The sequence below is a fragment of the Kitasatospora sp. NPDC001540 genome, from assembly GCF_042894345.1.
Taxonomy (GTDB): domain Bacteria; phylum Actinomycetota; class Actinomycetes; order Streptomycetales; family Streptomycetaceae; genus Kitasatospora; species Kitasatospora phosalacinea_C.
On sequence record NZ_JBIAVO010000019.1, the window covers coordinates 32,096 to 58,313 of the forward strand.

The window sequence follows — 26,218 nt, forward strand, 5'->3', positions numbered from 1 at the left end:
CGCGGTCGGCCGGCTCGGCGTTCATCGGGCGGCGGCCAACCACGCCTTGACGCGGTGCGAGAGTTCGAAGGCGCCCTGGTAGATCCCCCTGGGGTGGGCCGGGGTGTCGAGGTAGGTGGTGACGGCTTCTTCGATGGTGGCGAGGGGTTCGACCGGTCGGGCCCCCGCCACGTCGAGGGCGAGGTCGGGCAACTGGGCGTCCAGGTAGGCACGGACGGCCCGGTCGGCGGTGGTCGTCGCGTTCGCCCGCTGCCCTGCGGCGGCCTGCTGGACGGCCAGGTTGGTCAGGGCGAGGGCGCGGTTGGGCCGGTAGCCGGTGGGGACGAGCAGGGCGAGTTCGTCGAAGGCCGCCACGGACTCCGTGGCCGTCGCCGCCGCCTTGGCGTACTGGCGGGACCAACCCTCCACCCCGGCCAGGACGTTGAGACTGAAGGCGAGGGAGGGCAGGTGGGCGGCACGATGGCGGTCGACGAGTTCGCGGGAGATCTCGACCGCCTCGCGGGCGTTCCTGAGCGCCTCCTCCTCGTCGACGCGCGCTCCGCCCTGGTAGAGGGCCAGGTTGATCAGCGCGCCGGCAAGGCTCGGCAGGTGTGCGGTGCGGTCGCGGTCGACCAGTTCCCGGCACAGCCCGACGGCCTCGGAGATGCTGGCGAGGCCCTCCGCGCGCCGCCCGACCGCGCTCTGGTGGACGGCCCGGTCGTTGAGGCACGCGACGAGCATGGCGAGGTGGGTGTCACGGCTGCTGCCGAGAAGGTCCCGGGCGATGCGGACGGCTTGCTCGACGCTGGCCAGCGCCTCGTCCCACAAGCCGGCATTCCGTTGGTGTTGTGCGAGGCCCGCCAGTGCGGTGGCGAAGGCGGGCAGGCGGGCGTCGGGATTGCGCTCGGCGAGCGTGCGGAGCGCGGCGACCGACGTCTCGGAGGCGGCGAGGGCGTCGGCGTGCCGTCCCGTTTCCGTCAGGTAGGTGGCGTTGACGGCCAGGGCACTGGCCAGGTTGTGCAGGAACCGGTCGGGGTCGCGGTCGGCGAGCTCCCGGAACACGGCGGTGGCCTCCTCGGCGGTGGCGGCGGCCTCCGCGCGGCGGCCTTCGGCGTGCAGGCTGAGGGCCTGGGAGCTCAGAACGTTCCCGAGGACGAAGAGGTGGTCGTCGGATTCGACGTGCGGCAGGGAGCGGAAGACGGCCACGGCCTCGTCCGAGGCGGCCAGCGCCTCGCGGGAGCGGCCGACCACGCGCAGCCGCCCGGCCAGGCCCGCGAGGTAGACGGCGAGGCTCTGGCGGTGCGCCCCGTCGGCGGCGACTTCGCGCTGCAGCCCTACGGCCTCCTCGACGGCGGCCAGCGCCTCGCCGTGGTGGCCCGTGGCGGCCGACCAGTCGGTGAGGCGGATCAGGTCCAGGGAGAGGGCCGCCACGTGCGTCGGGCGGTCCTCGCGGACGAGTTCGCGCCGCCGCGCCACCAGGCGTTCGGTCAGCCGCAGGGCGACCGGGGCCAGCCGCGTGCTGGAGTACGGCAGTGCTCCCGTGAGCCGTACCAGGTCCTCCAGGGTGAGGTCGGGGTCGTCCACCAGCATCGTGAGCGCCGCGAGCAGGGGTTCGGGGGCTTCTGCCCAGGTCACGGTCGCGACGGTGGCCGGACCGAGTCGGTCCGGGTGCGCCGCGCACAGTCGGGCCACTTCGCGGCGGATGCTGTCCGGGGCCGTCGGGTGGGCCACCGCCCGGGTGCACAGGGCGACCAGTCGGTGGGCCTGGGCGGGCGTGGCGCCGGTGACCAGGCCGTCGAAGGACGGAGCACCGGCGGTCAGGCGGTCGTGGAGTCGGCGGCCGATGAAGCGTTCGGTGAGCCGGTCGGGCAGCATCGTGCCCCACTGGCCGTCGCCGTTCGGCGGGTAGAGACGGGCGATCCAGAGCCGTACGGCGTCCCGGCAGTCGTGGCTCTGGTCCCCGAGCCCCCTGGTTCGGCCGAGGACCTCGTCGGCCTGCGCCGGGTCGGCCGCCCCGAGCAGGAAGGCGGCGGCGAGGGCTTCGGACAGGGTGTTCGGAGAGGACACGGGGAGCCGGTGGGCGACTGCCGAACTCGCCCAGTAGCGGGCCTCGTGCTCCAGCAGCCGGTCCTCGACGCCGTCGGGGAAGTCGTCGTCGGGGAGGCCGCCGCCGACCGTGCCGTGCGGCGCGACGGCCGGGCCCGCCGCGTCCAGCAGGTCTGCCAGGGCTGTCATCTGGAGCGTCAGGGCGTTGGCCAGCCCGGGCGCCCGGGCGGTCCGCTCCGGGGCGGCCTCGCACAGCGCGGCCGTCTTCCGCTGCCAGTCGCGGTCCCCGTCGGGCCCGGCCGTGAGGTTCGCCCTGCCGTGCACCAGGGGCAGCGCCGCGCCGAACGCCGTGACCGCCCGTCGGTACGCCGACGTCCAGTCGGAGGGGTCGGGGTCGAGCGGCGGCAGCGAGGTGACCCTGGCGAGTTCCAGGAGGCGGCCTGTGGTGGCGGAGGCCCGCGCAGCCTGCTGCCACCAGTCGCCCGCGCTGCGGGTGAGCAGCAGCAGTTTGAAGCCTTCGCGGCTCCGGCGCCGGGCGGCCGCGTCGCACAGGGCGGTCAGCTGGCCGACCCGGTGTTCGGCGTAGTCCAGGACGAGCAGCGTGGGCGTGACGGCGTCCGCCAGGGCTGCGAGGTCCTGGGGCCCGACCGAGTCCCGGAGCCACAGCACGCTCTGCCCGGTCGCCGCGCGCCGGGTGGCGAGCTCGCGGGCGAGTCGGGTCTTGCCCTGCCCGCCGGGGGCGTGGAGCAGCCAGGCTCCGAAGCCCGGTGCCGCGCACCAGGTTTCCAACTCGTCGAGCAGGCCGTCCCGGCCGTGGAACGCCACGACCTCCTGCTCGGGTCGCAGCAGCCAGCTGGGCGAAGGCAGTTCGGGGGTGGTGCCGTACTGGTCGGCGTGTTCGGTGAGGTGTTGCCATTCGGCGGCCTCGACGGGGGCGAGGGCGCCGTGCGCGGCGAGGACGCGGCGGAACCCGGGGTCGCGGTGGCCGTGCAGGAGGTGGACGGGCACGGCGACCAGCCGTGAGTGGTTCCACCCCTTGGCGTCGAGCTGGACGACACCGATGAGCAGGTCGCCGTGGAACAGGGCCGCGCCCGAGTGGCCGGCCCACGGGGACGCGCCCGGGCCGGGCGATCCGGGTGGCGCCCCGGTGACGGTCAGGACGTACCGGTTGCCGACCCGCATGTCCCCGGGGTTCACGGTGCCGACCGGCTGCCAGGACTCCGCGGGGCCGGCGTCGCCCTGTGCGACGTCCGGGAATCCCCAGGCCGCGCAGTCGGCGACGGGCCGGTTGGTGACCAGGCGGCCCCAGCGGACGCCGCCCGCGGGTCCCTCCCAGTCCGGATCGTCGATCTCGACGAGGGCCGCGTCGTCCGGCCCCCCGGGGGTTCCGCACCACACGACGGTGCCGTGGTGGTGGGCGGACTCCCCGGCCGCGGCGCTGTCCACGGGGGACGACACCTCGGCTCCGGCGCCCGACCGGGCGACGACGTGGGCCGAGGTGAGGACCAACCGCGAGGCGATCAGGTATCCGGAGCCGGACGATCCCTCACCCTCGACCGCCACCACCCGCTCGAGCTGCACGACGTCCCCCTCCTCGCGGTCCGGCCGTGGCCGTCACTCAGCCGTCGTGGCGGTCCGCGGATCCACCCGGGGCGGTGGGGCGGCGCCGGCGGCTGCCGATCAGGAAGTCCTCGCCGGTCCCGGTCTGCGGAGTGAGCGTCACCTTCACCCGGTGGGTGCGACGGTGCGAGGTGCCGCCCTCGACGCCCGCTTCGAACACCCACGCCTTGACCTTGCCCGAGGCGGAAGCCTCCTTGGCCAGCTCGACCTCGAACTCCAGCTCGACGGGGCCCACGGCGAACCTCACCGCGGAGTCCGCGCCCTGGACGGCTCCCCGGAGGAGTTCCTCGCGGATCGCCGCCACGGCGTCCGCCAACTCGATGCGCTCCACGTCGTGCACTCCTCGCCCCCACCCGTACGCGCGGCATCCGACACCGCGGTGCGGGGCCGATAGTAGGTCACATGCCGTCGTCCCCACGCGGGTCGTCGGTGAAACAGGGGGAGATGGCGGGCGTCGAGCACCACGGCCCGTCCGTGCGACCGCCGGCGGCGGCCGCCTGGTCCGAGCCCGGCTCAGTTGTCCGGCAGGTCGGCGGGGACGAGGAGTTGGAGGTCCTCGGTGGTGGGGGAGGGGAGGTGGGCGACCCGGGAGGCGTGGCGTTCGACCATGGTCTCGAAGACCTGGCGGGCGGTGCGGCCGTTGCCGAAGCCGGTGCTGCGGTCGATGGCGGTGAAGTGGCCGAGCAGGGCGGCCTCGGTGGCCTCGGTGAGGCGGTACTCGTGTTCGGCGGCCTGGGCGCGGGCGATGTCGAGGAGCTCGTCGGCGGTGTAGTCGGGGAAGGTGACGGTGCGGGAGAAGCGGGAGGACAGGCCGGGGTTGGCGGCGAGGAAGCGCTCCATCTCGGCGGTGTAGCCCGCCACGATGACCACGACCTCGTCGCGGTGGTCCTCCATCAGCTTGACCAGGGTGTCGATCGCCTCGCGGCCGAAGTCCCGGCCGGCGTCCTCGGGGGCCAGCGCGTACGCCTCGTCGATGAACAGCACGCCGCCGCGGGCCCGGTCGAAGGCGGCGGCGGTGCGGATCGCGGTGGAGCCGACGTGCTCGCCGACCAGGTCGAGCCGGGCGACCTCGACCAGGTGGCCGCGCTGCAGGACACCCAGCGAGGCGAGGATCTCGCCGTACAGCCGGGCGACGGTGGTCTTGCCGGTGCCGGGGGCGCCGGTGAAGACCAGGTGGCGGCGCGGGGAGGGCGCCTTGAGCCCGGCGCGCTGGCGGGCCCGGCCGACCGAGATCAGGTCGATCAGGGTGCGGACCTCCTGCTTGACGGTGGCCAGGCCGACCAGCGCGTCGAGTTCGGCCAGGGCCACCTCCGCGGGGCGGCAGTCCGGGATCGGGGCGATCACGGGGGCGGCGGGGGCGGGCGCCGTGGTCTGCACGGCGGGCACCAGGGTCGCCAACGGGGCGGCGGCGCGCGGGGCGGGGGCGGGCGCCGGGACGACGGGCGCCGGGACGGCCGCCAGCGGCGGCAGCGGCGCCGCGTCGTCGGAGGTGCAGCCCTCGGCGACCGGGCCGGGCTCGGAGAACTCGAAACCGGCCCGGGCGTTGCGCTCGGCCCGGCAGCGCACCAGCTTCGTCCGGCAGCCGTCGATCACGTGGAAGCCGAAGCCGCCGCCCTGCGAGACCCGGACCGCCTCGAACTCGCCGCGGCCCTGCGCCGACACGTACACCCCGGCCTCGCCCGCGCCGCGCACCGTGCACTCGCGCAGCACCGGGTCGGCGCCCTTGGTGACGATCACGCCGGTCGCGACGTCCGCGATCTCGCAGTCGGTGAGCAGGCCGCCGGAGCCGTGGTCGCGGAACCACAGGCCGGTGCCCGCGCCCTGGATCCGGCAGCGCGCCAGGTCGGCGCTGGCGCCGCCGCTGACCGAGACCGCGGAGGAGCGGATCGCGCTGAACGAGCAGTCCCGGACGGCCGCGGAGGAGCCCTGGTCGAGGACGAACAGGGCGTCGGGCAGGTCGTCCAGGGCGCAGTCGGCCAGCTCCAGGGCGGCGCCGTCGCTGACCCACAGCGCCGGGTAGTCGCCCTGCGCGGAGTGGAAGCGGCAGCCCTCGGCGACGACCTTCGTGCCGCCGTCCCAGATCGAGAGCGCGCCCCGGCCGAAGCCGTGCACGGTGACCTGGCGCAGCGTCAGTCTCGCGCCGCCGCGCAGGTCGGCGGCGTTCTCCGGGACGTCGTGGATCCGGCCGGAGGAGAGCTCCAGTTCGGCGCCGGTGTCCAGGCTCAGGCCGTTGCCGGAGACCCGGTGCACCGTGCAGTCGGTCAGCCGGCCCACCGCCTGCGCCTCGGCCTGCACGCCCGAGCCGCGGACCTCGGAGACCTCGCAGCCGATCAGCTCCACCAGCGTCCCCGGGTCGGCCAGCAGGACGCCCGCCCCGCCGGCCCGCCGCACCTTCAGCCGCTCGGCGCGCAGCCGGGAGCCGCCCAGCACCGCGACCCCGCTCTGCCCGGCCGCGGCGACCTCGCAGTCCAGCAGCTCGGCCTGCGCCCGGGCGCGCAGCCGCACCCCGAGGCCGGACGGGTTCTCCACCGTGCAGCCGACCAGTTGGGCGCGGGCGCCGTCGGCCAGCTCCACGCCCACCGAGGAGGACGCCTCGATCCGGCAGTCGGCCAGCACCGCGCCGTCCGCCCCGGCCAGCAGCACCGCGGGGGCGGAGCGGTCCGAGCCGTCCACGACCAGGCCGCGGACGGTGGCGGCGGCCGTCACGGTCAGCGCCGTTCCGCTGCGCACCGCGCTCTCCGGGGGCGAGATCCGCACGCTGCCGGGGCCCTGCTCGGCGACCAGCGTCACCGGCTTGTCGACCAGCACCGCCTCGCGGAACGTGCCCGCGCGGACCGTCAGGGTGTCACCGGGCTCGGCGACCTCCAGGGCCTCGCGGAGCGTCGCGTACTCCCCGCCGCGCCGCCGCCACCGCGAGGCGCTGTCCTGCGTGACCCGGACCCTGAGCTCACCCATGACGATCTGTCATCCCCGCCTTCGTCGGTTACGTCGGTTACGTCGAGACGCTGCGCGACCGCCCCACCGTAGCGCGCGGGGCGGACCCGGCGGACCGCTGACCGGACCCGGCGGACCGTCGCCCCGGACCGACGCCCTGCTCCGGCGCCCGGTTCAACGAGCGCGGCCGGGGGTGGTTCCGGGTGCACGGAGCTGACGGCGCCGCAGGTGGGACGGTCAGCGGCGCTCCGGCTGCGGCGCCGGGACCTCCTCCAGCACCTCCACCTCGTCGCCCACCGACAGCGTCCCCAGCACCTCGGCGGAGGTGGCGCGGACCGGGACGAGGTTCTGGCCGAACACCAGCTTCTGCCCGAAGCGGTGGTGGCGCCCCAGCGCCCGCAGCGGCTCGGGGCCGCGCCGCTCGCCGGTCTCCTGGTCGGTGGTGGTGACCACGCAGCGCCCGCACGGCTTGGCCACCCGGAACTCCAGGCCGCCGATCCGGACGCGGCGCCAGCCGTCCTCGGCCCAGGCGGCGGTGCCGGAGACCACCAGGTTGGGGCGGAAGCGCTCCATCGGCAGCGGCGCGCCCTTGGCCGGGTCGTCGGGGTGGTCGTCGGCGATCCGGGCGTTCAGCTCGTCCAGCGAGGCGGTGGTGGTCAGCAGCAGCGGGAAGCCGTCGGCCATCGAGACGGTCTCGTCCGGGCCGGCGTACTCCGGGTTGATCGGGCGGCTGGTGGCGGGGCGGTCGAGGTGCACCAGGCGGACCTCGCCGAGCTTCGCGGGCAGCCGCCCGGCCAGCCAGGCGGTGGTGTCCTTGCCCGCCTCGACGGCGGAGAAGCGCGTGCCGAAGACGCTGACGGTGGTCTCCGGGGCGCCGTCGGCGAGCGTCGGCGCGGGCAGCACGTGGACGTCGCCGTCCGGGCCGGTCAGGGTGAGCGCGGCGCCGTCGGCGGACGGGACGGGGCGGAACTGCCCGATCGCGGGCTCGTCGCGCTGGGTGAGGGCGGTGCCGTCGGCGTCCACCAGCATCCAGCGGCGGTCGCCCAGCAGGCCCCAGGGCTGCACGGCGGCGGACGGCGGGCTGAGGCGGTACATCGACTTGACCGGGTACAGGTGGAGCGAGGCGAGGCGCGGCATGCGGTCCATCCTGCCAGGCGGGCGGCGGCCCGTGGTGCGGGGCCCGGTGCCCGGGTGCGCGCATCCCCGCGGCCCTGGCGGGACGCGGGGATGCGTGGTGGTGCGGAGCCGCCCGCGGGCGGCGGTGGGGAGTGACTGACGCGTCGTTGCGTGGTGACCTTGCCCCCCCGGAGGGTTCTCAGCCGGCCTGCGGGTACTGCCGGTACTGCGGGTGCTGCTGCGGGGCCGCGGCCGGACGCAGGGTGTTGCCGCCGAACGACTGGTCGCCGAACGACTGCTGCTGCTGGACGGGCTGGGCGCCGAACTGCTGCGCCTGGAAGGACGGCGCGAAGCTCTGCGGGGCGGTGGCGTACCCGCCCGCCTGGGCCTGCGGGGCCTGCGGGGCCTGCGGGGCCTGGTACGCCTGCGCGGGCTGCGGCTGGAACGGGGCGGCCGGGCGCTGGCCGGGCAGGAAGCCCTGCGGGGCGCCCGCGTAGGTGGGCTGCGGGGGGACCGGCGCGTTCGCGTACCCGGGCTGGGTCGGGATGTACGGCGTCGGGGCCGGGGCGCTGCCGGGGCCGGGGCCGAGCGCGAGGCGGGCGGGGGGCAGGGCGGGCAGGTTCGACTGCGGGGAGTCGAAGCCGGTGCCGAAACCGCTGCCGTAGGCGGAGGACCAGGAGGAGGCCGGGAGGGCCGGGGGCACGTTGATGGGTGCGATCTGCGGAACGCCGCGCTCTGCGACCAGGCTGTCGTAGATGGGCGTGCCGGAGGAGAAGGACGGAGAGGGGTAGCCGACTCCGTCGTAGGAGCGGGGCGAGGTCATGGGGCATACCGTAAGCCCACAACACGCCTGCTGAGGAGAGCGGAACGGCCTGGAGTTCAACTGTTTACAGACTCTTCGCTCGCTTAAATCGGACAATGTCGGACTTAGTCGGGCGAAGCGAGGCCTCGTTTCGGTCATCCCGGGTCCATCGTCCGTGCACCACCCGCTCACCGGGGGCGGAACGAAAGCCCCCGCTCGGGCGCGGGAAAGGCTCCGTTAAGCCCGCGGTGGTCCAGACCGCCGAAAAGGGTCCGGCCCGGACGGCGGGAGCCGTCCGGGCCGGTGCGGTGCGGGAGGGTGCTCAGCGGGCGCCCGCGGCCGCGGACTGGGCCGGGAAGCCCGGACGCCCGGCCAACTCGCTGGTGCAGTGCGCGCAGCGGGTCGCCGCGGCCGGGACGGTGCTGAGGCACTCGGGGCAGTCGGCCTTGGCCACCGGGGTGTCCTTGACCGGGTTGAAACGGTTCTGCAGCTTGCCGACGGGCATCACCACGGCGAAGTAGATCACCGCCGCGACCAGCACGAAGCTGATCAGGGCCTGCAGGAACGCGCCGTACGGGAAGGTCACCCCGGCAGCGGTGAACGACTCCTTGCTGAAGTCGCCGACCGCGCCGGAGGCGATGCCGATCAGCGGGGTCAGGAAGGCCGCCACGAAACCGGTGACGACGGCGGTGAAGGCCGCGCCGATGACGATGCCGACCGCGAGGTCGACGACGTTGCCGCGCAGCAGGAAACTGCGGAATCCCTTGAACATGACGGCCATCCTGACGGTCCAACCTCCCTGCGGTCCAACCGAGTTCACCTGATCCGACTAACGGCCGAACCGCCTTGCGAGGATCGCTCAGACGCGCCCGAGCGCGGCCGCGACCTCCGCCGCGAAGGGCTGGACACGCACCACCGCGTCGGCGACCCGGCGCACCGTCGCCGCGTCCATGTGCGACCACAGCGGGACGGTCAGCACCGAGGCCGCCAGCCGGTCGGTGCGCGGCAGCCCCTCCGCCTGCCCGAGGTGGGCGTACGACTTCTGCCGGTGCACGGGCGGGAAGAAGTAGCGGCGGGTGTCGATGCCCTCCGCCTTCAGCGCCGCGGCCAGCTGTCGGTTGTCCAGGCCGAACGCCCCGGCGTCCAGGACCAGCGTGAGGTCCTTGAAGGTCGAGGTGTCGCCCTCCTCCGGCAGGGCCAGGCGCAGGCCCGGCACGCCCGCCGCGGCCCGGGCGAACTCGGCGACCAGCGCGCCGCGGTGGGCGACCCGCTCGGGCAGCCCCGCCAGCCAGGTCAGGCCGACCGCGGCGTGCAGCTCGCTCATCCGGGCGTTCAGGCCGGGGAACAGGGTGTCGTAGTCGCCCGGGTTGCCGTAGTCGCGGGCGGTGCGCAGGGTCTCGGCGAGCGCGGCGTCCCGGGTGGCGACCAGACCGCCCTCGCCCGCCACCGCGACCTTGGTCGGGCTCATCGAGAACACCTCGGCCAGGCCGAAGTTGCCCACCGGCACGCCGCGCCGCTTCGACCCCAGGCCGTGCGCCGCGTCGTACACCAGCGGCACCCCCGCCGCGTCGGCGATCCGCTGCAGCTCCTCGACCTGGCAGGGCGTGCCGTACACGTGGGTGGCCATCACCGCGGCGGGGGAGTCGGCCGCCTTCAGCCGGGCCTCCGCGTCGGCCGGGTCCAGGGTGATGTCCTGCTCCCGGGCCTCCGCGAACAGCGGGCTGCCGCCCGCCCAGTGCGCGGCGTGCGCGGTCGCCGAGAAGGTGAAGCCCGGCATCAGCACCGGCCGCCGCCCCTCCACCCCCGCGGCCTGCAGCACCAGCATCAGCCCGGCCGTGCAGTTGGACACCGCCACCACGTGCGGCACCTGCATCAACTCGGCTGCCTGCTCCTCCAGTTGGCGCACGGTCGGCCCGTTGGTCAGCATCCCGGAGTCCAGCACCCCGGCCAGCCGCCCGAGCAGCCCCTCCCGGTCGGGCACCCGGACGCGGGTCAGCGGCAGGCCGTCGGGGAAGGCGGGCGCGCCGCCGAGGACGGCGGGGCGGTTGCGGTCGGTCGCGGTGGCGGTCGTGGTAGCGGTCGTCATGAGGTCGAGCCCCCCTGGGTTCGTGACGGATCCGGTGCGCCGACGGCGACCGGAGGCTCTGGGCCCTGGCGGGCGGCGCCCCACTGGCCCGGCTGGACCCGCCACAGCGGCGGGCGGCGACCGCGCGCCAAACGGGCCGGGGCCGGCCGCGGGATCGCCAGCAGCACCAGGACCAGCGGCAGCACCTGCACCCGCTCGCGGGACAGGATGCCCATGTTGTTGATGGTCGAGAACGCCCAGCAGAACAGCAGCGTGTACACCACGGTGAAGGCCACGTACGAGCGCTGCACGAACAGCTTCGGGACGCGCGCCAACTGCGGCCAGGCCCGCACGAACATCACCAGCAGCGCGAAGCACTCCACCGACTGGATCAGGTTCTGGAGGTTCGACGCCTCGAACGGGAACGGCCGGAACAGCACGCTCACCACCGACACCGGCAGCTTCACCGGGTTCAGGCTGAACGCGGGCGCCGGTTCGTCCGCGGTCGCCGCGTTGATCACCGAGTCGCCCTGCGAGGTGCGCCGCGAGGTCTCCGACAGCACCTGGTTGACCGCGTCCCCGCCGGTGCCGCTGGTGCCGAAGAAGGTCGACACCTGCTGCAGCATCAGCATCACGCCCACGCCCAGCACCGCCGCCGTCAGCACCGTCCGCAGCGGCCCCAGCGCCGACACCTGCTGCGGCCGCCTGCGCAGCAGGTACGCCACGCTCAGGCCCGCGCCCGCCAGCACCGTCACGTGCGGCCGCACCATCGCCGTCCCCAGCGACCCCAGCGCGATGCAGGCGAACGCCCCGAACCGCCGGTCCAGCAGCCGCGCCACCCCGTACGTGGTCAGGCCCAGGCAGAACATCATCCAGGCGTCCTTGCCGATGCTGGACGGCCAGAACAGCAGCGAGGGCAGGAAGAACACCAGCTTCGCGTAGCGGCGCGAGTCGGCCTCCGGGAAGGCGATCTGCAGCGCCCGCCAGAAGAACAGCAGCCCCCAGAAGCCCAGCCAGGAGAAGACCAGGAACCCGCCGACCAGGGTCGGCCCGGTCACCGCGTACACCACCCCGGTCACGATGATCACGAAACCGGTGCCCGCGACCTTCATCCCCAGGTCGTAGTGCAGGCCCGCGGACAGGTCGGCGGTGGTCAGGTAACGGGCCAGCTCGGAGCCCCGCTGGTGGTACATCTTGGCGTCCGCCGCGCCGCCGTACAGCACGAACGCCATCAGGTACCGCGGGAAGGCGCAGGCCAGCTTCGCCGCCATCGCCACCATCAGCAGCTTGAACACCCCGCGCTCCGGGTTGCCCGCCGCGACCCGCGCCAGGATCGGCGTCCCGACCGCCATCAGCGCGGGCGCCACCAGCAGCGCCCCCCAGGTGTCGTACGAGGTGTGCACCATGGCCAGCACGAACACCGTCACGTAGCCCAGCACCAGCGCCCAGGCCAGCGCGGTCAGCCGGCCGCGCCGCACCGCCCCGGACAGCCGGGCCAGCGGGCGCGCGCGCCGACGGGCGGGACGCGCGGCGGTCAGCACCGCCATCAGAAGACCTCCAGGTCGCCGAGGCTGAACCGCCAGTCGGCGAGGGTGCGTTCCTGGGGCAGCGGGCCGGTCGGGGTGCGGGCGGCCAGCACCATGCCGGTGCGCGGCGCCCGCACGCAGCCCGCCCGCAGCCCGGCCGCGGCCGCCTCGGTGCCGGGGGCCAGGTGGGTGGCCGCGTGGTCGCAGCCGCAGGACGCGGCCAGCCGCAGCAGCTGCGCCGCCGCGACCCGGTCGCCCGGGCGGACGATCAGCTCGGCCAGCGTGAACTCGGCCAGCGGGCCGCGCCGCCGCGGCCGCCCGAACGCCAACCCGACCAGCTCACCGCCCCGTTCGACCGTCACCACCCGGTAGTCCAGGCCCGGCGCCGCCCCGTACCGCCACTCCAGGTAGTCGGCGGTGCGCACCGTGTGCAGCCGGGTCTCGGCCGCGTCCGCCCGCTCGCGCTCGGCCAGCAGCTCGGCCAGCTGGGTTGCCCGTCGGCTGCTCGGTTCGGCCAACCACTCGGCGACGGACGGCAGTTCGCAGCGCGGTGGCCCCGAGGGCCCGGGCCGCCGGGCCAGCGCGGCCCGGGCCCCGCGGGCGAAGGACACCGGCCGGGCCACCCGCAGCGCCACCGGGACGCGGCCCAACTCCCGCCAGCCCATCCGCAGATAGCCCGGCAGGCTGTTCCCGTTCGGCGTGTTGAACACCAACTCAGCCTCGCCGGAGACCTGTTCGAGCAGCTCGGTGGTCAGGCGGCGGAAGATCCCGCGCCCCCGGAAGTCCGGGTGCGTCGCGGTGTCCACCGGACGCACCGCCCGCACCTCGCGGCCGCCCTCCCCGCGCCAGGACCAGCGCAGGAACAGCCGCACCCCCACCACCCGCCCGTCCGCCGCCACCGCGACCAGGCCCGGACTCGACCCGAACGGGTTCGCCCGGTGCTTCCAGTCGAAGAAACCGGCACTGCGCCGCCCGGTCGGACCGCCCGCCAGCGAGGCCGTCAACAGCTCCAGCACCGCCGGAACGTCCCCCGACTCCAGCCCGCGGTACGTCAGTTCGCCACCCACGTCGTGCTCCGCCCCACCCGTTCAGTTCGCCAGGACCCGCGCGTACACCCGCTCCACCGCCTGCTGCGCCCCCGCCACGTCGAAGGACTTCGACCGCTCGCGGGCCGCCGCGCCCATCCGTTCCCGCAGGCCCGGATCGGCCAACTCGCCCAGCGCCGCGGCCAGTTCGGCCGGGTCGCCGGGTGCCACCAGGCGGCCCTCCACGCCGTCGTCCACGATCTCCGGGATGCCGCCGACCCGGGTCACCACCGAGGGCAGGCCCGAGGCCATCGCCTCCATCAGCGCCACCGGCAGGCCCTCCTGGCGCGAGCTGAGGCAGAACACGTCCCAGCCCGGCAGCAGCGCGGGCACGTCCGCGCGCATGCCCGCGAACAGCACCCCCTCGCCCGCCCGGGACCGCAACTCGGCCTCCAGCGGGCCCGATCCGACCAGCACCAGCCGGGCCCCCGGCACCCGCTCGCGCAGTAGCGCGAAGGCCGCCAGCAGCGAGGCCTGGTCCTTCTTCGCCGTCAGGTTGCCGACCGTGCCGACCACCAACGCGTCCTCGGGAAGCCCGAGTTCCTCCCGCGCCGCGCGCCGCGCCGCCGGGCCCGCCGGGGCGTCGCCCAGGTCCGGCCCGTGGTGCACCACCGTCAGCCAGCCGTCCGCCCGGCGCCGCCGGACGCCCGCCGCGATCCCGTCCGCCACCGCGTGCGACACCGCCACCACCGCGTCGTTGCGCCCGTAGGTGAGCGCGTTCGCCCAGCGGGTCGGCAGCCGGTAGCGCTCCCACAGGTTGTGCTCGGTGTGCACCAGCCGCGGCCCGCCCCGCCCCGGCGCCAGCAGCCGCGCCGCGACCGCGGGCACCGGCATGTGGGTGTGCACCAGGTCGTAGCGGCGCTCCGCCAGCAGCGCCCGCAGCCGCAGCGGCCAGCGCCGCCCCGGCGCGCCGCCCAGGCAGTGCACCGGCACCCCCGCCGCCGCCAGCGCCGGGACCAGCGCGTCCTTGTGCGGCAGCACGTACGCCACCTCGATCTCGTAGCGTGAACGGTCCGCGTGGCGCACGCAGTTGAGCAGCAACTGTTCCGCACCGCCCCGGCCCAGGCCCTTGGCCAGCCAGAGCACCCTGGCCCGCGGCCCGCTCACCGCTCCTCGCCCAGCCGCAGCTGCATGGTCGTCTCCACCGGCTCCTCCGGCGGCAGCTCCGCCGGGCGGCGGCCCCAACTCGTCGTCCCGCTCCGGCGGCCCGCGTCCTCCCCGGCCCCGTACACCGGCTCGCGACGGCCGCCGTCCGCCCGCTGGTGCTCGGGCCGCCGCGGTTCCGGCCGCCGCGGCTCGGGGCGCGGCTCCGGCCGGGCCGGCGCGGCGGCCACCGGCCGCGGCAGCACCGCCCGGGCGGGCTCCGGCGCCGGACGGCCGCCCAGGCGCCCCGGCAGCCGCAGCCCGCGGTGCCGCCGCCCGGTGGCGACCTCCGCCCCCAGCAGCGCCACCCCCGCCACCGGCACCCCGGTGCGGGCCAGCAGCTCCGCGACCCGGTCCGCCTCCTCCGGGCGGACGTTGCCCGCCATCAGCGCCACCAGCACCGCGTCCGCGTGCTGCACCAGGTCGTACGCGTCGTTCGCGTTCAGCAGCGGCGAGGAGTCGATCAGCACCACGTCCGCGTACCGCCGGGCCAGCGCCAGCACCTCCCCGGCGCGCAGCACCAGCGCCGCCGGGTACGCGGTGGCGTGGCCGCCCGCGATCAGCGACACGTTCGGCACCCGGGTCGGCCGGATCAGGTCCGCCAGGTCGTTCAACCGCTCGCCCGACAGCAGCTCCGCCATGCCCGGGCCCTCGTCCATCCCGAAGTGGGCGTTCAGCTCCGGCTGCCGGAAGTCGCAGTCCAGCAGCAGCACGTGACGGCCCGTCTCGCCCAGCGCCGCCGCCAGGTTCGCCACCGTCGTGGTCCGCCCGTCGCCCGAACGCCCCGACATCACCAGCACCACCGGCGCCGGTTCCACCGCCCGCCGCACCCGCCGGTCGTCCGGGTCCAGGCCGCCCTGCCCCAACTGCGCGGACAGCGACTCCGGGCCGGTCAGCAGCAGCGTCGAGCGCAGCGAACGGAACGCCTCGGTCGCCGGATCCGCCGGTCGGGCCGTCACCAGCGGCTCGCGCAGCCGCCGCAGCCGCCGCGACAGCCGGGGGATCTCCCCGATCACCGGCAGGTTGAACGCCTCCTCGGCGCCGTCCCGGGAGCGCAGCCGGGTGTCCATCCGGGACAGCATCAGGGCCGCCACCACGCCCAGCGACAGGCCCAGCACCACCGCCAGCGTCAGCCGCACCCCGCGCGAGGGCGAGGACAGCAGGCTGCCGCCCAGCTCCTTCGCGTCGATCGAGCCCCACTGCTGGATCGCGTCGGTCTGGCTGTAGTTCTGCAGGTCGGCGATGGCCCCGAGGGTCTTGGTCAGCGCCGCCGTCGCCGTCGACAACTGCGGCTGCAGCTTGGCCTGATCGCTCGCGTTGGCCCGGCTCACCGCCTTCTGCAGCTCGTCCAACTGCGCCTGCTGGGCGTCCGCCTGGGCCCGCAGCCGCTTGATCGACTCGTCGGCGCTCTTCTTCGACTCCTGCGCGTAGCCGGTGATCGTCGCCTCCGACAGCGCCTGCGCCAGCCCCGCGCAGTCCGCCTGGGTCGGGCCCGTGGTGGTGAACACCAGCATCTGCGTCGACTCCGCCGCCACCGTCCGCCGCGCGGTCAGCGCCGCCACGTCCTTGACCTGCAGCTTCTGCGCCGCCGCCGTCGTCACCGCCGACCCCTGGGCGTACGACAGCACCTGGTCGGCGCGCACGGTGTCGGCCGCGCCCGCGACCGGCGTGATCGCCACCTTGCACTGCCACTTCCCGTTGTCCACGGCGTCGCCCGCCGGCGTCAGCAGGAGACCCACGACCAGGGCGGCCGCCGTGCAGGCGGCCAGCAGCCGCCAGTACCGCCGCAGAACGGTGAACAGATTTGCCGGTTCCACCGGTTGGTTCCCCTCGCCTCGTCACGGTGCACACGCGCCCCAACAGCCGCACCCGCCCCTGCGGGCGGCGTGCATCGGTACGGCCGGGCCGCATGCACCCCCGGCAGCGGCTAGCGGAAAAGCGAACGTCCAGACCGCCCCCACGGCCCTCCCCTGCGACCGATGCTTCCCGCCCCGGACCTGCGGCGCAAGCACTTTGGCCATACTGACACCTGCCGCCGGTCGGATTCCGGACGCACGCACCCGAACTGACGCAGCGTCATCAAACGCGCGACGGCCCGCCGCCGATCCGTTCGGCCACCGCCCGCCCGTACGGGGCCGGACCGGTGCGCGCCCGCACGGGCCGGTGCGCGCCCGCACGGCGTCAGGCCAGGGCGCGCCCGTAGAACTCCACCATCCGCGCCGACACCCGCTCCAGCGTGTACCCCGACAGGAAGCGCGCCCGCGCCGCCTTCGCCCGCACCAGCGCCTCCCCGCGCTCCTCCAGCACCCGCACCAGCGCCCCCGCCAACGCCTCCGGCCGCTCCGGCGGCACCAGCAGCGCGCACTCCTCGGAACCGCCCACCGTCTCCCGCAGCGCCGCGACGTCCGCGCACACCAGCGGCACCCCCACCCCCATCGCCTCCATCGCCGCGCTCCCCAGCCCCTCCCAGCGCGAGGGCACCGCGAACGCCTCCACCGCCGCCATCAGGTCGAACACGTCGTCCCGCGGCCCCAGGAACCGCACGCCCCCCGTCGCCGCCGCCAACTCCTCCAACCGCCCGGTCTCCGCCCCCCGGCTCCCCGCCAGCAGCAGCACCGCGTCCGGCCGCGCCTCCCGCACCCGCGGCCACGCCGACACCAGCACGTCCAGGCCCTTCTGGTACTGCTGGCGGGCCGCCGCCAGCACCACCGGCACCTCCTCGCCCAGCCCCAGCCCCGCCCGCACCCGGGCCCGCCGCTCGGCCCCCACCCGCCCCAGCAGCAGCGGGTCCCGCCCCCGCGGCACCACGTCGATCCGCCCCCGCGCCACCCGCAACCGCGCCGCCATCACCTCCGCCACGTGCTCCGTCAACGCGTGGAAGCGCCGCACCCCCTGCGCCGTCACCGCGTCCACCGCCTGCGCCGCCCGCACCTTCCACGGACTCAACCCCCGCGCGTGCAGGTGCTCCGGCCCGTACGCGGAGTTCACCAGGCTCGACACCACCGGCACCCGCGCCGCGAACGCCGCCGACCGGCCCAGCACGTCCGACTCGTACAGCGTCGTGTGCACCAGGTCCGGCCGCAGCCGCCGGAACTCCGCCCGCAACGCCCCCACCCGCGCCCGCCGCGACCCGCGCAGCACCGGGTGCACCTGCGCGCCCGCCGCCCGCAACTCCTCCTGGAAGCCGCCCGGCGACTCCTTCAGGAACGCCACGTGCAACTCCACGCCCGCCCGCACCAGCAACGGGGCCATCGCCACCAGCCCCTGCTCCGCGCCGCCCACCCGGCTCACACTGTCGATCACGTACACCACGCGCACCGCGCCAACCCCCTCGCCGGGCCACCCCCTGAACCGCGGATCAGCATCCCAGCCGGACCCGCCCGCCGTCCGCCGAAAGCGAAATCAGCGGCCCGCAGGACGCGTGTCCGGGGCCGGAGTACGCGTATCCAGGGGCCCGGGCAGAACGGCGAGGCGCGCCATCAGGGGCCCGGGGAACGGCGGGCACGGGTCTGCTGCGGGTGCACTGCCGGTGCGTGCCGTTGCTTCGGGTTCTGTTCAGGCGGCCCGAAGCAGCACGGACACTCCGGTGGGCTCCGGCCACCAGCAGCACGGACTCGCCGTTCCCCGAGCCCCTGATTTCGCATCCCGCCGTCCTTCCCGAGCCCCTGATTTCGCATCCCGCCGTCCTTCCCGAGCCCCTGAATGCGCATCCCGCCGTCCTTCCCGAGCCCCTGAATGCGCATCCCGCCTCCCGCCCCGCCCCCGCCCCGCTACTCTCGGCGCCATGGCCGACCCGCGGGTACTCCACGTCATCACCGACCCCAGGGCCCGCGGCGCCCAGCGCCTCGCCCGCGACCTGCACCGGGAACTGCTGCGCCGCGGCCAGCCCTCCGAACTGGCCGCCCTGCACCCGCACCCCGACGCCGCCCCCGACGCGTCCGTCCCCGTGCTCGGCCCCTCCCGGCACCACCCCGCCACCCTGCGCGCCCTGCGCGCGCTCGCGGCCCGCGCCGACGTGGTCGTCGCGCACGGCTCCTCCACCCTCCAGGCGTGCGCGCTGGGCCTGTTCGCCGCCCGCACGCCCTTCGTGTACGTCAACATCGGCGACCCGCGGCACTGGACCGCCGACCCGCTGCGCCGACTGCGGGTGGGCGCCCTCCTGCACCGGGCCGCCGCCGTCGCCGCGATCTCCCCGCACGCCGTGGACGTCCTGCGCACCCGCTTCCGGCTGCCCGCCCGCCGCCTGCACACCCTCCCCAACGCCCGCCCCGCCGACCGCTTCCGGCCCGCCGCCGACCCCGCCGCGAAGGCCGCCGCCCGCGCCGAACTCGGCCTGCCCGCCGACGTCCCGCTGATCGCCTGGGTCGGGGCGCTCAGCCCCGAGAAGCGCCCCGACCTGGCCCTCGCCGCGCACGCCCTGCTCCCCCCGGACGTCCACCTCGCGCTGGCCGGCGAGGGCCCCCTGCGGGCCGCCCTCGCCCCCGGCCCGCGCACCCACCTGCTGGGCCCGCTGAGCGACCCGGCCCCGCTCTACCGGGCCGCCGACGTGCTGCTGCTCACCAGCGACTCGGAGGGCGTGCCCGGCGTCCTGATCGAGGCCGCCCTGGCCGCCCTCCCCGCCGTCGCCACCGACGTCGGCTGGGTCGCGGACGTGGTCCGCCCCGGCGAGGGCGGCCTGCTGGTCCCGCCCGGCGACCCGGCCGCCCTCGCCGGGGCCCTGCGCACCCTGCTCACCACCGACCGCACCCCGTACGCGACCGCGGCCCGCTCCCACGCCCTGGCCCACTTCGACCTCGCCGCCGTCACCACCGCCTGGCAGCACCTGCTGCGCGAGGTCGCCCGCCCCTGAGAGCGCGCCGTCGCTAGGACCCGTCCTCCCCGCCGGACTTCCCCCCGCCGGTCTCCTGAGCATCCCGGTGGGTGAAGGCCAGGGCGCCGCCCACGACGCCGATGACGATCAGCGCGACGGCGATGCTGGTCCCGCCGGAGTGCTCCCAGTAGACGTCGCTCAGATGGACGAGGTTGGCGGTCTCGTCGATGACCAGCGCGGTGCCGATGCCGTAGGCCAGGCCCATCCAGGTCCGCCAGCGCGGCGAGCGTTCGACCAGGCCGAGGGCGCCGACCACCATCAGGACGAGGATGCCCCACACGTAGTGGTGAAGGTGGACGCCGCCCGCCGAGACGTTACCCACCCCGGCGGCGTCGACGTGGATCAGCCAGGTCAGCAGGCGCAGGAGGCCGAAGGTCAGGGTGAAGCCCCACCACGCCAGCACCAGGCCGCGGCGGGTGGGGGAGACCTCCCGCCAGCGGCGGGGGCGGCGCCGGTCCGGACCGGGCGGTGGCGACTGCTTCTGCTGCGGGGGTGCGTCCATCCGCCGACCCTAGGCCCTCGCGCCCCGGAATCCGGGGACGGCCACGGGGGCGGGAGCCGCTCAGTCGCCGACGGTCTCGGCCGCGATCCAGTCCAGGTAGGCGGCCGAACCGGCGGCCACCGGCACCCCGACCACCTCCGGGGTCCCGTACGAGTGCCGCTCGACCAGGAACGCGGTCAGCCGGTCCGCCAGCGCGGCCCGGGTCTTGAGGTCGACGCGCCACTCGGCGCCGTCCCGCACCGCGCCGTCCCACCAGTACACCGACCGCACCGGGTACACCTGCGCGCAGGCCGCCAGGCGCTCGCGCACCGCCGCGGCGGCCAGTTCGCGGGCCGCGGCCTCGTCGTCGTGGGTGGTGGTCACCACCAGGAACTCACGGTTCGTCATGGGCCCACCGTAGGGGAGGCGGGGCCGTGTCACGGCCGGAATCCGGCCGGTGCACGAACCAGTCGTGCCCGGAGCGGAGTTGACCACCCGTCCGACGTTCCCGTGTAACAGCGTCCGTCACAGCCGTGTACCGGACGTTCACCCCCGCAACCGCCCGATAGCCGGACGCCGTGGTGGTGTTTGCCGCCGACCGGCGGCCCACCGCACCGGACCACGGAGCCCGAGATGAACGTCCGCAAGCCCGCCGCCCTGGCCGCCCTCGCCGCCTGCGCGGTCCTCGCCCTGACCGCCTGCGACCCCGAGGACGCCGGCTCCGCCGCGCCGGGCGCCGCCACCACCGCGAGCACCCCTGCCGCCGCCCCGCCCGCCACCGCGGCCACGGCCGGGGCGACCGCCAGCAAGGCCGCGACCGGCGGCGGCACCGTCGGCGCCGACGTCCCGATCTGCGGCAACTCCGAGAAGGAGAGCGACGTCAAGGCCGAGCTGACCCTCGACCGGAGCGCGAACCCGCGGATCAACGGCGTGATCAAGCTGACCAACACCAGCGGCCACGACTGCGTCGTCTACGGCGCCCCCGACCTGCGCACCAACCACGTGCCCAACGAGTTCACGAAGCTGAGGAGCGGCGTGCTCGGCACCGGCAGCTTCGCCACCGACAAGGCCCACGGCACCGTGCTGCGCCCGAACTCGCCGGTCTACCAGGCCGTCAGCTGGCTGGCCTCGCCGCCGGTCGCCGCCAACGCGACCTGCACCACCGGCGAGGTGCTGGAACTGGTGCGCAACGAGCAGGTGCTGACCCTGACCATGGACGTCAAGGACGGCCGCTACTGCCCGGTCGCCGCGGAGGGCACCGACCAGATCCAGATCGGCGTCCCGAAGACCAGCGAGGCCGAGGCCCGCGCCCAGTGGAAGCACGACGGCAAGTAGTCCCGCCGCTCCCGGGGCGGCAGGTGGGCGCGGGAGCGGGGGCGCGCCCGCCCACCGGAGGCCGCGGGGAGACCGCACGACGCCCTTGCCCGGCAACGCAACAGACACGGACAGCAGACGGGACGTCGAACGCCGGACGGGCGTTCGACCCGCCCCGGCGCCGCGCTGCTCCGATCCGGCGAATTCCGCCGACCGCGGCCCGCCCGCCTGGAACGCCGCGCACCGCGCCTGCCAGGCTGCCCGGGTGAAGTCGCTGCTCAGAACCACCGTCCTGCTCGCCGTGGCCGGAGGCCTGCTGACCACCCCGGCCGTCGCCGGGGCCGTGCCCGGCCTCCCGAAGCTGCCGCCGGGCCCGAACGGGCAGCAGGTGCCGACGCCCGGCCACCCGCTCACCGCCCTCCGGCCGTCCGGGGCCACCCAGCAGCACGCGCCGGCGCCCGCCACCCGCCCGCTGGAGCCCGCCGCGCCGCTCGGCCCCACCGTGTCGCCCGCCTCCGCGCCGAAGGCCCAACGGGCCCACGAGGCCGTCGAGTTCTTCTGGTACAACTGCTCGCACTCCGCTCTGCTGGAGCAGCCGCTCACCCGCTGGGCCGCCAGGCACCAGGCGGACGTGACTCTGCGCCGCGTCCCGGCGATCTGGACCGGCAGCCCCGACGAGGCCGAACAGCGGGCGCACGCGCGGCTGTTCTACGCCCTGGAGCAGCTCGGCGAGGTCGACCGGCTGCAGGCCGCGGTGTTCCGGGCCGTCCGCGAGCAGCACACCGACCTGACCACCGAGCGGGCCGCCGCCGACTGGGCGGCCGAACAGGGCGTCGACGCGGCGGAGTTCCGGGCCGCGTACCGCTCCGCGGAGGTGGACCGGGCGGTCGCGGACGCGCCGGAGCTGTTCGCGCGGAACCAGGTCACCGAGCTGCCCACCGTGGTGGTGGACGGCACCGGCCGCACCTCGCCGACCCGGGCCGGCGGCGTGGACGGCATGCCCGCCGCCCTCGACCAGCTGGTCGCCGAACAACCGGCCGGACCGCCCGCCCCCTGATCCGCCCCTATCCGCCTCCTGATCCGCCTCCTCGCCAACTCCCCGGCCGGAAAGGGCGGTTCGGCCCGGAACCGTCCCGTACCGGGTTGAGCTGCCGCAATCTTCACCGAACCCGCCCCCGGCCCGCACACACTGTGTCATTGTGGTCCGCGAGTCGGGCCCGGTCACCGGGGGCGACCGGCAGACGGCACAGGCACCAGGGGCGGGCACGCCTCCGGGGAGGGCGGGAGTCCGTGGGGGGACAGCGCGCGCAGGTCATCGACGAGCGGCAGGGTCGGGCCGCCCCGCCGGGCGCCCCGGCTCCGGTCGGGCCGCCGCCCGAACTGGTCTTCAAGCGCCGGCTGCGACCCGTCCAGGTCGCCCACGAGCTTTGGGCCGCGCGGGAGTTGGTGCGGGCCCTGGCCGAGCGCGACCTGCGCGCCCGGTACAAGCAGGCGGTGCTCGGCTTCGCCTGGGCGGTGCTCACCCCGCTGGCGCTGTGCGCGATCTTCACCCTGGTGTTCCACCGTGCCGTCAAGATCGAGACCGGCGCCGCCCCGTACACGCTGTTCGCCTACGTGGGCCTGATCGTCTGGCAGTTCTTCTCCAACACGATGAACCAGGGCGCGCTCAGCCTGGCCAACAACCTGAGCCTGCTGAACAAGGTGTACTGCCCGCGCGAGGTGTTCCCGCTCGCCACCATGCTGGTCGCCACCGTCGACATGGTGATCGGCGTCGGCGTGCTGGGCCTGATGTTCCTGGTGTTCTGGACGGCCCCCGCCGCGACCTTCCTGTGGGCGGTCCCGCTGCTGGCCATCCAGTTCGCCTTCACCTACGGCATCGCGTTGGTCCTCTCGGTCGCCGTGGTCTACCTGCGCGACGTCCGCCACCTGCTGCCGATCATCACGCAGATGGGCGTCTTCGCCACCCCCGTCGCCTACCCGCTGGCCAAGATCCCGCACCGCCTGCAGGAGATCTACGTCGGCGTCAACCCGCTGGGCGCGGTCATCGAGGGCTACCGCAAGGCGCTGCTGTACGGCGAGGCCCCCGACGCCCGGATGACGCTGATCGCCGCGGCCAGTTCGCTGGTCTTCCTGGTCGGCGGGTACCTGGTCTTCAAGAAGCTGGAAACGGGGATCGCCGATGTCGCGTGACTACCCTCTCGGCACCATCCGCACCGAGCAGGTCTGGAAGCGGTTCCGCGCCGACCAGCAGCGCATGCTGCTGCGCGACCGGGTCGAGCAGGCCGCCCGCCGCCTGCGCGGCGACCGCGGCGAGGACTGGCGCTGGGCGCTGCGCGACATCAACCTGCACATCGAGCCCGGCGAGTCGGTCGGCCTGATCGGCTCCAACGGCTCCGGCAAGTCGACGCTGCTGAAGATGCTCACCCGGGTCATGTACCCGTACGCGGGCGTGATCGACGTGCGCGGCCGGATCGGCGCCCTGATCGAGATCCGGGCCGGCATCCACCCCGACCTGACCGGCCGGGAGAACATCTACCTGTTCGGCGCGCTGCTCGGCCTCAAGCGCCGCGAGGTCGCCGGGCGCTTCGACGACATCGTCGAGTTCGCCCGCCTCGGCGGCGCGATCGACCGGCAGGTCAAGTTCTACTCCTCCGGCATGCAGATGCGCCTGGGCTTCGCGGTCGCCGCCTACCTGGAGCCGCACGTCCTGCTGGTGGACGAGGTGCTCGCGGTCGGCGACGCGGTCTTCCAGCAGCGCTGCCTGGACCGGATGCGCGAGGTCGCCGAGCAGGGCACCACCATCGTCTTCGTCTCGCACGACCTGCCCGCCGTGCAGTCCATCTGCCGCCGCGGCGTCTGGCTCGAACAGGGCACCGTCCGGGTCGACGCCGGGATCAAGGACGCGCTGGCGGGCTACCGCGACTCCATCGAGGCCCAGTCCGAGGCGAGCGCCCGGGTCGGCGAACCCCTGCAACTGCTCAAGTACGAGGTGCGCGGCGAGGACGGCGACGACACCACCCTGCACACCGACGAGCCGGTCACCGTCGAACTCACCCTCGGCGGCGACTACCGCGGCGACGCCACCCTGCACCTGGGCGTCAGCGAGGGCACCTCCAGCCCGATCTTCCAGATCAGCCACGAGATCCGGCTGACCGGCGGCGACCACCGGGTCGCCTGCGTCATCCCGCGGCTGCCGCTGCCGCGCGGCCGCTACACCCTGTGGACGGGCGTCTACTCGATCGGCAAGACCGACGGCGGGACGCTGATGAGCTGGCACTCCGCCGGGCAGTTCGACGTCTTCGGCCCGATGCTCGACACCCCGCCGCGGGCCGTCGTGATGGCCGCCCCCGTCTTCGTCCCGCACCAGTGGGAGGACTGAGCATGCGTTCCGTCCGGGCCCTGGTCCACCTCAACAACCTCGCCCTCGGCGGCGCCCAGCTCAACGCCGTCGACATCGCCCGCACCCTGCGCGACCGCGGCCACGAGCCCGTGCTGTTCGCCCAGGGCGTCGACGGGCCCGCCCCGCTGGTCGACCTCGCCGCCGGGCACGGCCTGGACCTGGTCGTCGCGGGCGACCCGACCACCCCGCACGCGGTCGTCCGGGCCCGGCTGTCCAGGCTCGCCGCCGAGCACGGCTCCCAGGTCGTCCACGCCTGGGAGGTCCGGGCCGCCCGCAACGCCTACTTCGGCCCGGGCCGCCAGGGCCGGATCCCGATCGTCACCACCTTCTACGGCATCCGGATGCTCCGCGGCATGCCCCGCCACCAGCCCCTGGTCCTGGGCCTGGGCGCCCTGATGCCGGACGGCCGGGCCTTCGGCCACCGCGACCTGCGGCTGATCGAACCCCCCGTCGACACCGACGCCGACGCGCCCGGCGCCGTCCCCGGCGCCGACTTCCGCGCCGAGGTCGGCGCCCGGGACGACCAGCTCCTGCTCTGCATCGTCACCCGCCTGGTCTCCGGCCTGGAGAAGGACGCGGGCGTCTCCCGCACCATCGCCGCCCTGCGCCTGCTCGACGACCCGGACCTCGTCCTCGCCGTGGTCGGCGGCGGCCCCAGCGAGGAGCGCCTGCGCGCCGAGGCCGCCGCCGCCAACGCGGAGCTCGGCCGGGAGGCGATCGTCCTCACCGGCCAGCGCGCCGACCCCCGCCCCGCCTACCAGGCCGCCGACCTGGTCCTCGGGATGGGCGGCTCCGCGCTGCGCGGCCTGGCCTTCGGCAAACCCGTCATCGTCCACGGCGCGGGCGGCTACACCGCCGTCCACGAACCCGGCCCGCTGGTCGAGCCGCACGCCTCCCGCTGCATGTACGGCCACGGCGACCACCCCGCCGACGCCAAGGCCCTCGCCGCCCAGATCCGCGCCCTCGCCGACGCCCCCGACCGCCGCGCCGAGCTGGGCCGTTGGGGCCGCGACTGGGTCGTGGGCCGCTTCTCCCTCGGCCACGTCTCCACCGCCTTCGAGGAGATCTACCGCGAACTCCTCCGTCGGCCCCCCGGCCGCACCGCCTGGCTCCGCGACCTCGAGCAGATGTCCCGCTACGAGTTCGTCAAGCCCACCGCCCGCCGCCTGCTGCATCGCTGACGCGCCGCCGGTCCCGCCCCGTCGGGTGCGTCCGGTCGGCTACGGCGCGTCCAGCAGGCGCTGGACGGTGTCGGCGATCCAGTCCTTCAACTCCTGCGGGTCGCCGAGGTCGTCGCGGAGCACCCGCAGGCGCGCGGAGACGCCGAGCACGAAGACGTCGACCGCCCGGGCCCGGGCGAGGGCCTCCCGCTCGGTCATCCCGTAGCGCCGCAGCCGCTGCCGCAGCGGCTCCAGCGACTCCCGGTCGAGGAAGGTCGCCAGCGCCTCGGCCGCCTCGCCGCGCTCGCCCGCGGCGCGGAGCAGGACGAGCAGCGGGTCCTCGCCCTCCATGCCGGTCCACCGGTCGACGATGCCCTCGGCCAGCCGCCGCCCGAGGGACTCCCGCGGTCCGTCGAAGACCCGGTCGAGGTCGAGGCGGACCTCGGTGGCGGCGACGAAGAGCCCGTCCTTGCCGCCGAAGTAACGGGTGATCAGGTTCGGCGACACCTCCGCGGCGGCGGCGACGGCCCGCACCGTCGTGCGGGCGAAGCCGACGCGGGCGAACTCGCGCCGGGCCGCGGCGAGGATCCGCTCGCGGGTGCGCGAGGCGTCCTTGGGGCGTGCCGTGCTGGTGTCCATGGCCCCAGGCTACCGCCGGTCCGCGCGATGTGTGCGAG

General features: G+C 75.4%; 21 protein-coding genes. 6 read left to right on the top strand and 15 right to left on the bottom strand.

Annotated features, from left to right (window positions below; genetic code table 11):
* Positions 1-21 precede the first annotated feature (21 nt).
* The 12 genes from ACFY00_RS22155 to ACFY00_RS22210 form a co-directional block, all read right to left on the bottom strand.
* Complete coding sequence (locus ACFY00_RS22155) at positions 22-3,606, bottom strand: hypothetical protein (RefSeq protein WP_388033171.1); 3,585 nt, start codon at positions 3,604-3,606, stop codon at positions 22-24.
* 37 nt (positions 3,607-3,643) lie between these two features.
* Complete coding sequence (locus ACFY00_RS22160) at positions 3,644-3,976, bottom strand: trypco2 family protein (RefSeq protein WP_388033172.1); 333 nt, start codon at positions 3,974-3,976, stop codon at positions 3,644-3,646.
* A 182-nt stretch (positions 3,977-4,158) separates the two neighbouring features.
* Positions 4,159-6,600, bottom strand: a complete 2,442-nt coding sequence (locus ACFY00_RS22165; protein ID WP_388033173.1) for a right-handed parallel beta-helix repeat-containing protein — start codon at positions 6,598-6,600, stop codon at positions 4,159-4,161.
* A gap of 216 nt (positions 6,601-6,816) precedes the next feature.
* Positions 6,817-7,716 (bottom strand): MOSC domain-containing protein, encoded by a 900-nt coding sequence (locus tag ACFY00_RS22170; protein ID WP_388033174.1) that lies wholly within the window; start codon positions 7,714-7,716, stop codon positions 6,817-6,819.
* A gap of 178 nt (positions 7,717-7,894) precedes the next feature.
* Positions 7,895-8,518, bottom strand: a complete 624-nt coding sequence (locus ACFY00_RS22175) for a DUF6643 family protein (protein ID WP_388033175.1) — start codon at positions 8,516-8,518, stop codon at positions 7,895-7,897.
* A 301-nt stretch (positions 8,519-8,819) separates the two neighbouring features.
* Entirely contained in the window at positions 8,820-9,269 is a 450-nt protein-coding gene (mscL, locus tag ACFY00_RS22180; protein ID WP_388033176.1) for a large conductance mechanosensitive channel protein MscL, read from the bottom strand.
* Between the two features lie 87 nt (positions 9,270-9,356).
* A complete protein-coding gene (locus tag ACFY00_RS22185; RefSeq protein WP_388033177.1) occupies positions 9,357-10,583 on the bottom strand; it encodes a DegT/DnrJ/EryC1/StrS family aminotransferase in 1,227 nt (408 codons plus the stop codon).
* Positions 10,580-12,109, bottom strand: a complete 1,530-nt coding sequence (locus ACFY00_RS22190; protein WP_388033178.1) for a hypothetical protein — start codon at positions 12,107-12,109, stop codon at positions 10,580-10,582. The genes ACFY00_RS22185 and ACFY00_RS22190 overlap by 4 nt, the downstream gene beginning before the upstream one ends.
* Complete coding sequence (locus ACFY00_RS22195) at positions 12,109-13,155, bottom strand: GNAT family N-acetyltransferase (RefSeq protein ID WP_388033179.1); 1,047 nt, start codon at positions 13,153-13,155, stop codon at positions 12,109-12,111. Before ACFY00_RS22195 ends, ACFY00_RS22190 begins: the two co-directional genes overlap by 1 nt.
* 21 nt (positions 13,156-13,176) lie before the next feature.
* Positions 13,177-14,280, bottom strand: a complete 1,104-nt coding sequence (locus ACFY00_RS22200) for a glycosyltransferase (RefSeq protein ID WP_388033180.1) — start codon at positions 14,278-14,280, stop codon at positions 13,177-13,179.
* On the bottom strand, positions 14,277-16,133 hold the full coding sequence (locus tag ACFY00_RS22205) for a tyrosine-protein kinase family protein (protein WP_388033181.1): 1,857 nt from the start codon (positions 16,131-16,133) through the stop codon (positions 14,277-14,279). The genes ACFY00_RS22200 and ACFY00_RS22205 overlap by 4 nt, the downstream gene beginning before the upstream one ends.
* A gap of 364 nt (positions 16,134-16,497) precedes the next feature.
* A complete protein-coding gene (locus tag ACFY00_RS22210; RefSeq protein WP_388033182.1) occupies positions 16,498-17,619 on the bottom strand; it encodes a glycosyltransferase family 4 protein in 1,122 nt (373 codons plus the stop codon).
* A 481-nt stretch (positions 17,620-18,100) separates the two neighbouring features.
* Between ACFY00_RS22210 and ACFY00_RS22215 the strand changes: the two genes are divergently transcribed.
* Positions 18,101-19,165, top strand: coding sequence for a glycosyltransferase (locus tag ACFY00_RS22215; RefSeq protein ID WP_388033183.1), 1,065 nt, complete (start codon positions 18,101-18,103; stop codon positions 19,163-19,165).
* Between the two features lie 13 nt (positions 19,166-19,178).
* Here the strand turns inward: ACFY00_RS22215 and ACFY00_RS22220 are convergent, their stop codons facing one another.
* Both ACFY00_RS22220 and cutA read right to left on the bottom strand, forming a co-directional pair.
* The gene (locus tag ACFY00_RS22220) at positions 19,179-19,688 is read right to left on the bottom strand and encodes a hypothetical protein (protein WP_388033184.1); all 510 of its coding nucleotides are present in this window, start codon (positions 19,686-19,688) and stop codon (positions 19,179-19,181) included.
* Between the two features lie 60 nt (positions 19,689-19,748).
* Positions 19,749-20,075 carry a divalent-cation tolerance protein CutA gene (gene cutA / locus ACFY00_RS22225; protein ID WP_388033185.1) on the bottom strand — a complete coding sequence of 109 codons (327 nt, stop codon included), beginning with the start codon at positions 20,073-20,075 and terminating at the stop codon, positions 19,749-19,751.
* 225 nt (positions 20,076-20,300) lie between these two features.
* Here cutA and ACFY00_RS22230 point away from each other — a divergent pair, with 225 nt between their 5' ends.
* The 5 genes from ACFY00_RS22230 to ACFY00_RS22250 all read left to right on the top strand — a co-directional run bounded on the left by ACFY00_RS22230 (position 20,301) and on the right by ACFY00_RS22250 (position 25,562).
* Entirely contained in the window at positions 20,301-21,002 is a 702-nt protein-coding gene (locus tag ACFY00_RS22230) for a hypothetical protein (RefSeq protein ID WP_388033186.1), read from the top strand.
* Positions 21,003-21,246: 244 nt separating this feature from the next.
* On the top strand, positions 21,247-22,038 hold the full coding sequence (locus ACFY00_RS22235) for a thiol:disulfide interchange protein DsbA/DsbL (protein ID WP_388033187.1): 792 nt from the start codon (positions 21,247-21,249) through the stop codon (positions 22,036-22,038).
* 233 nt (positions 22,039-22,271) lie between these two features.
* Positions 22,272-23,171 carry an ABC transporter permease gene (locus ACFY00_RS22240; RefSeq protein WP_388033188.1) on the top strand — a complete coding sequence of 300 codons (900 nt, stop codon included), beginning with the start codon at positions 22,272-22,274 and terminating at the stop codon, positions 23,169-23,171.
* On the top strand, positions 23,161-24,360 hold the full coding sequence (locus ACFY00_RS22245; protein WP_388033189.1) for a polysaccharide ABC transporter ATP-binding protein: 1,200 nt from the start codon (positions 23,161-23,163) through the stop codon (positions 24,358-24,360). Before ACFY00_RS22240 ends, ACFY00_RS22245 begins: the two co-directional genes overlap by 11 nt.
* A 2-nt stretch (positions 24,361-24,362) precedes the next feature.
* Entirely contained in the window at positions 24,363-25,562 is a 1,200-nt protein-coding gene (locus tag ACFY00_RS22250; RefSeq protein ID WP_388033190.1) for a glycosyltransferase family 4 protein, read from the top strand.
* A 39-nt stretch (positions 25,563-25,601) separates the two neighbouring features.
* Here ACFY00_RS22250 and ACFY00_RS22255 read toward each other — a convergent pair whose 3' ends face one another.
* Positions 25,602-26,180, bottom strand: a complete 579-nt coding sequence (locus tag ACFY00_RS22255) for a TetR family transcriptional regulator (RefSeq protein ID WP_388033191.1) — start codon at positions 26,178-26,180, stop codon at positions 25,602-25,604.
* Positions 26,181-26,218 lie beyond the last annotated feature (38 nt).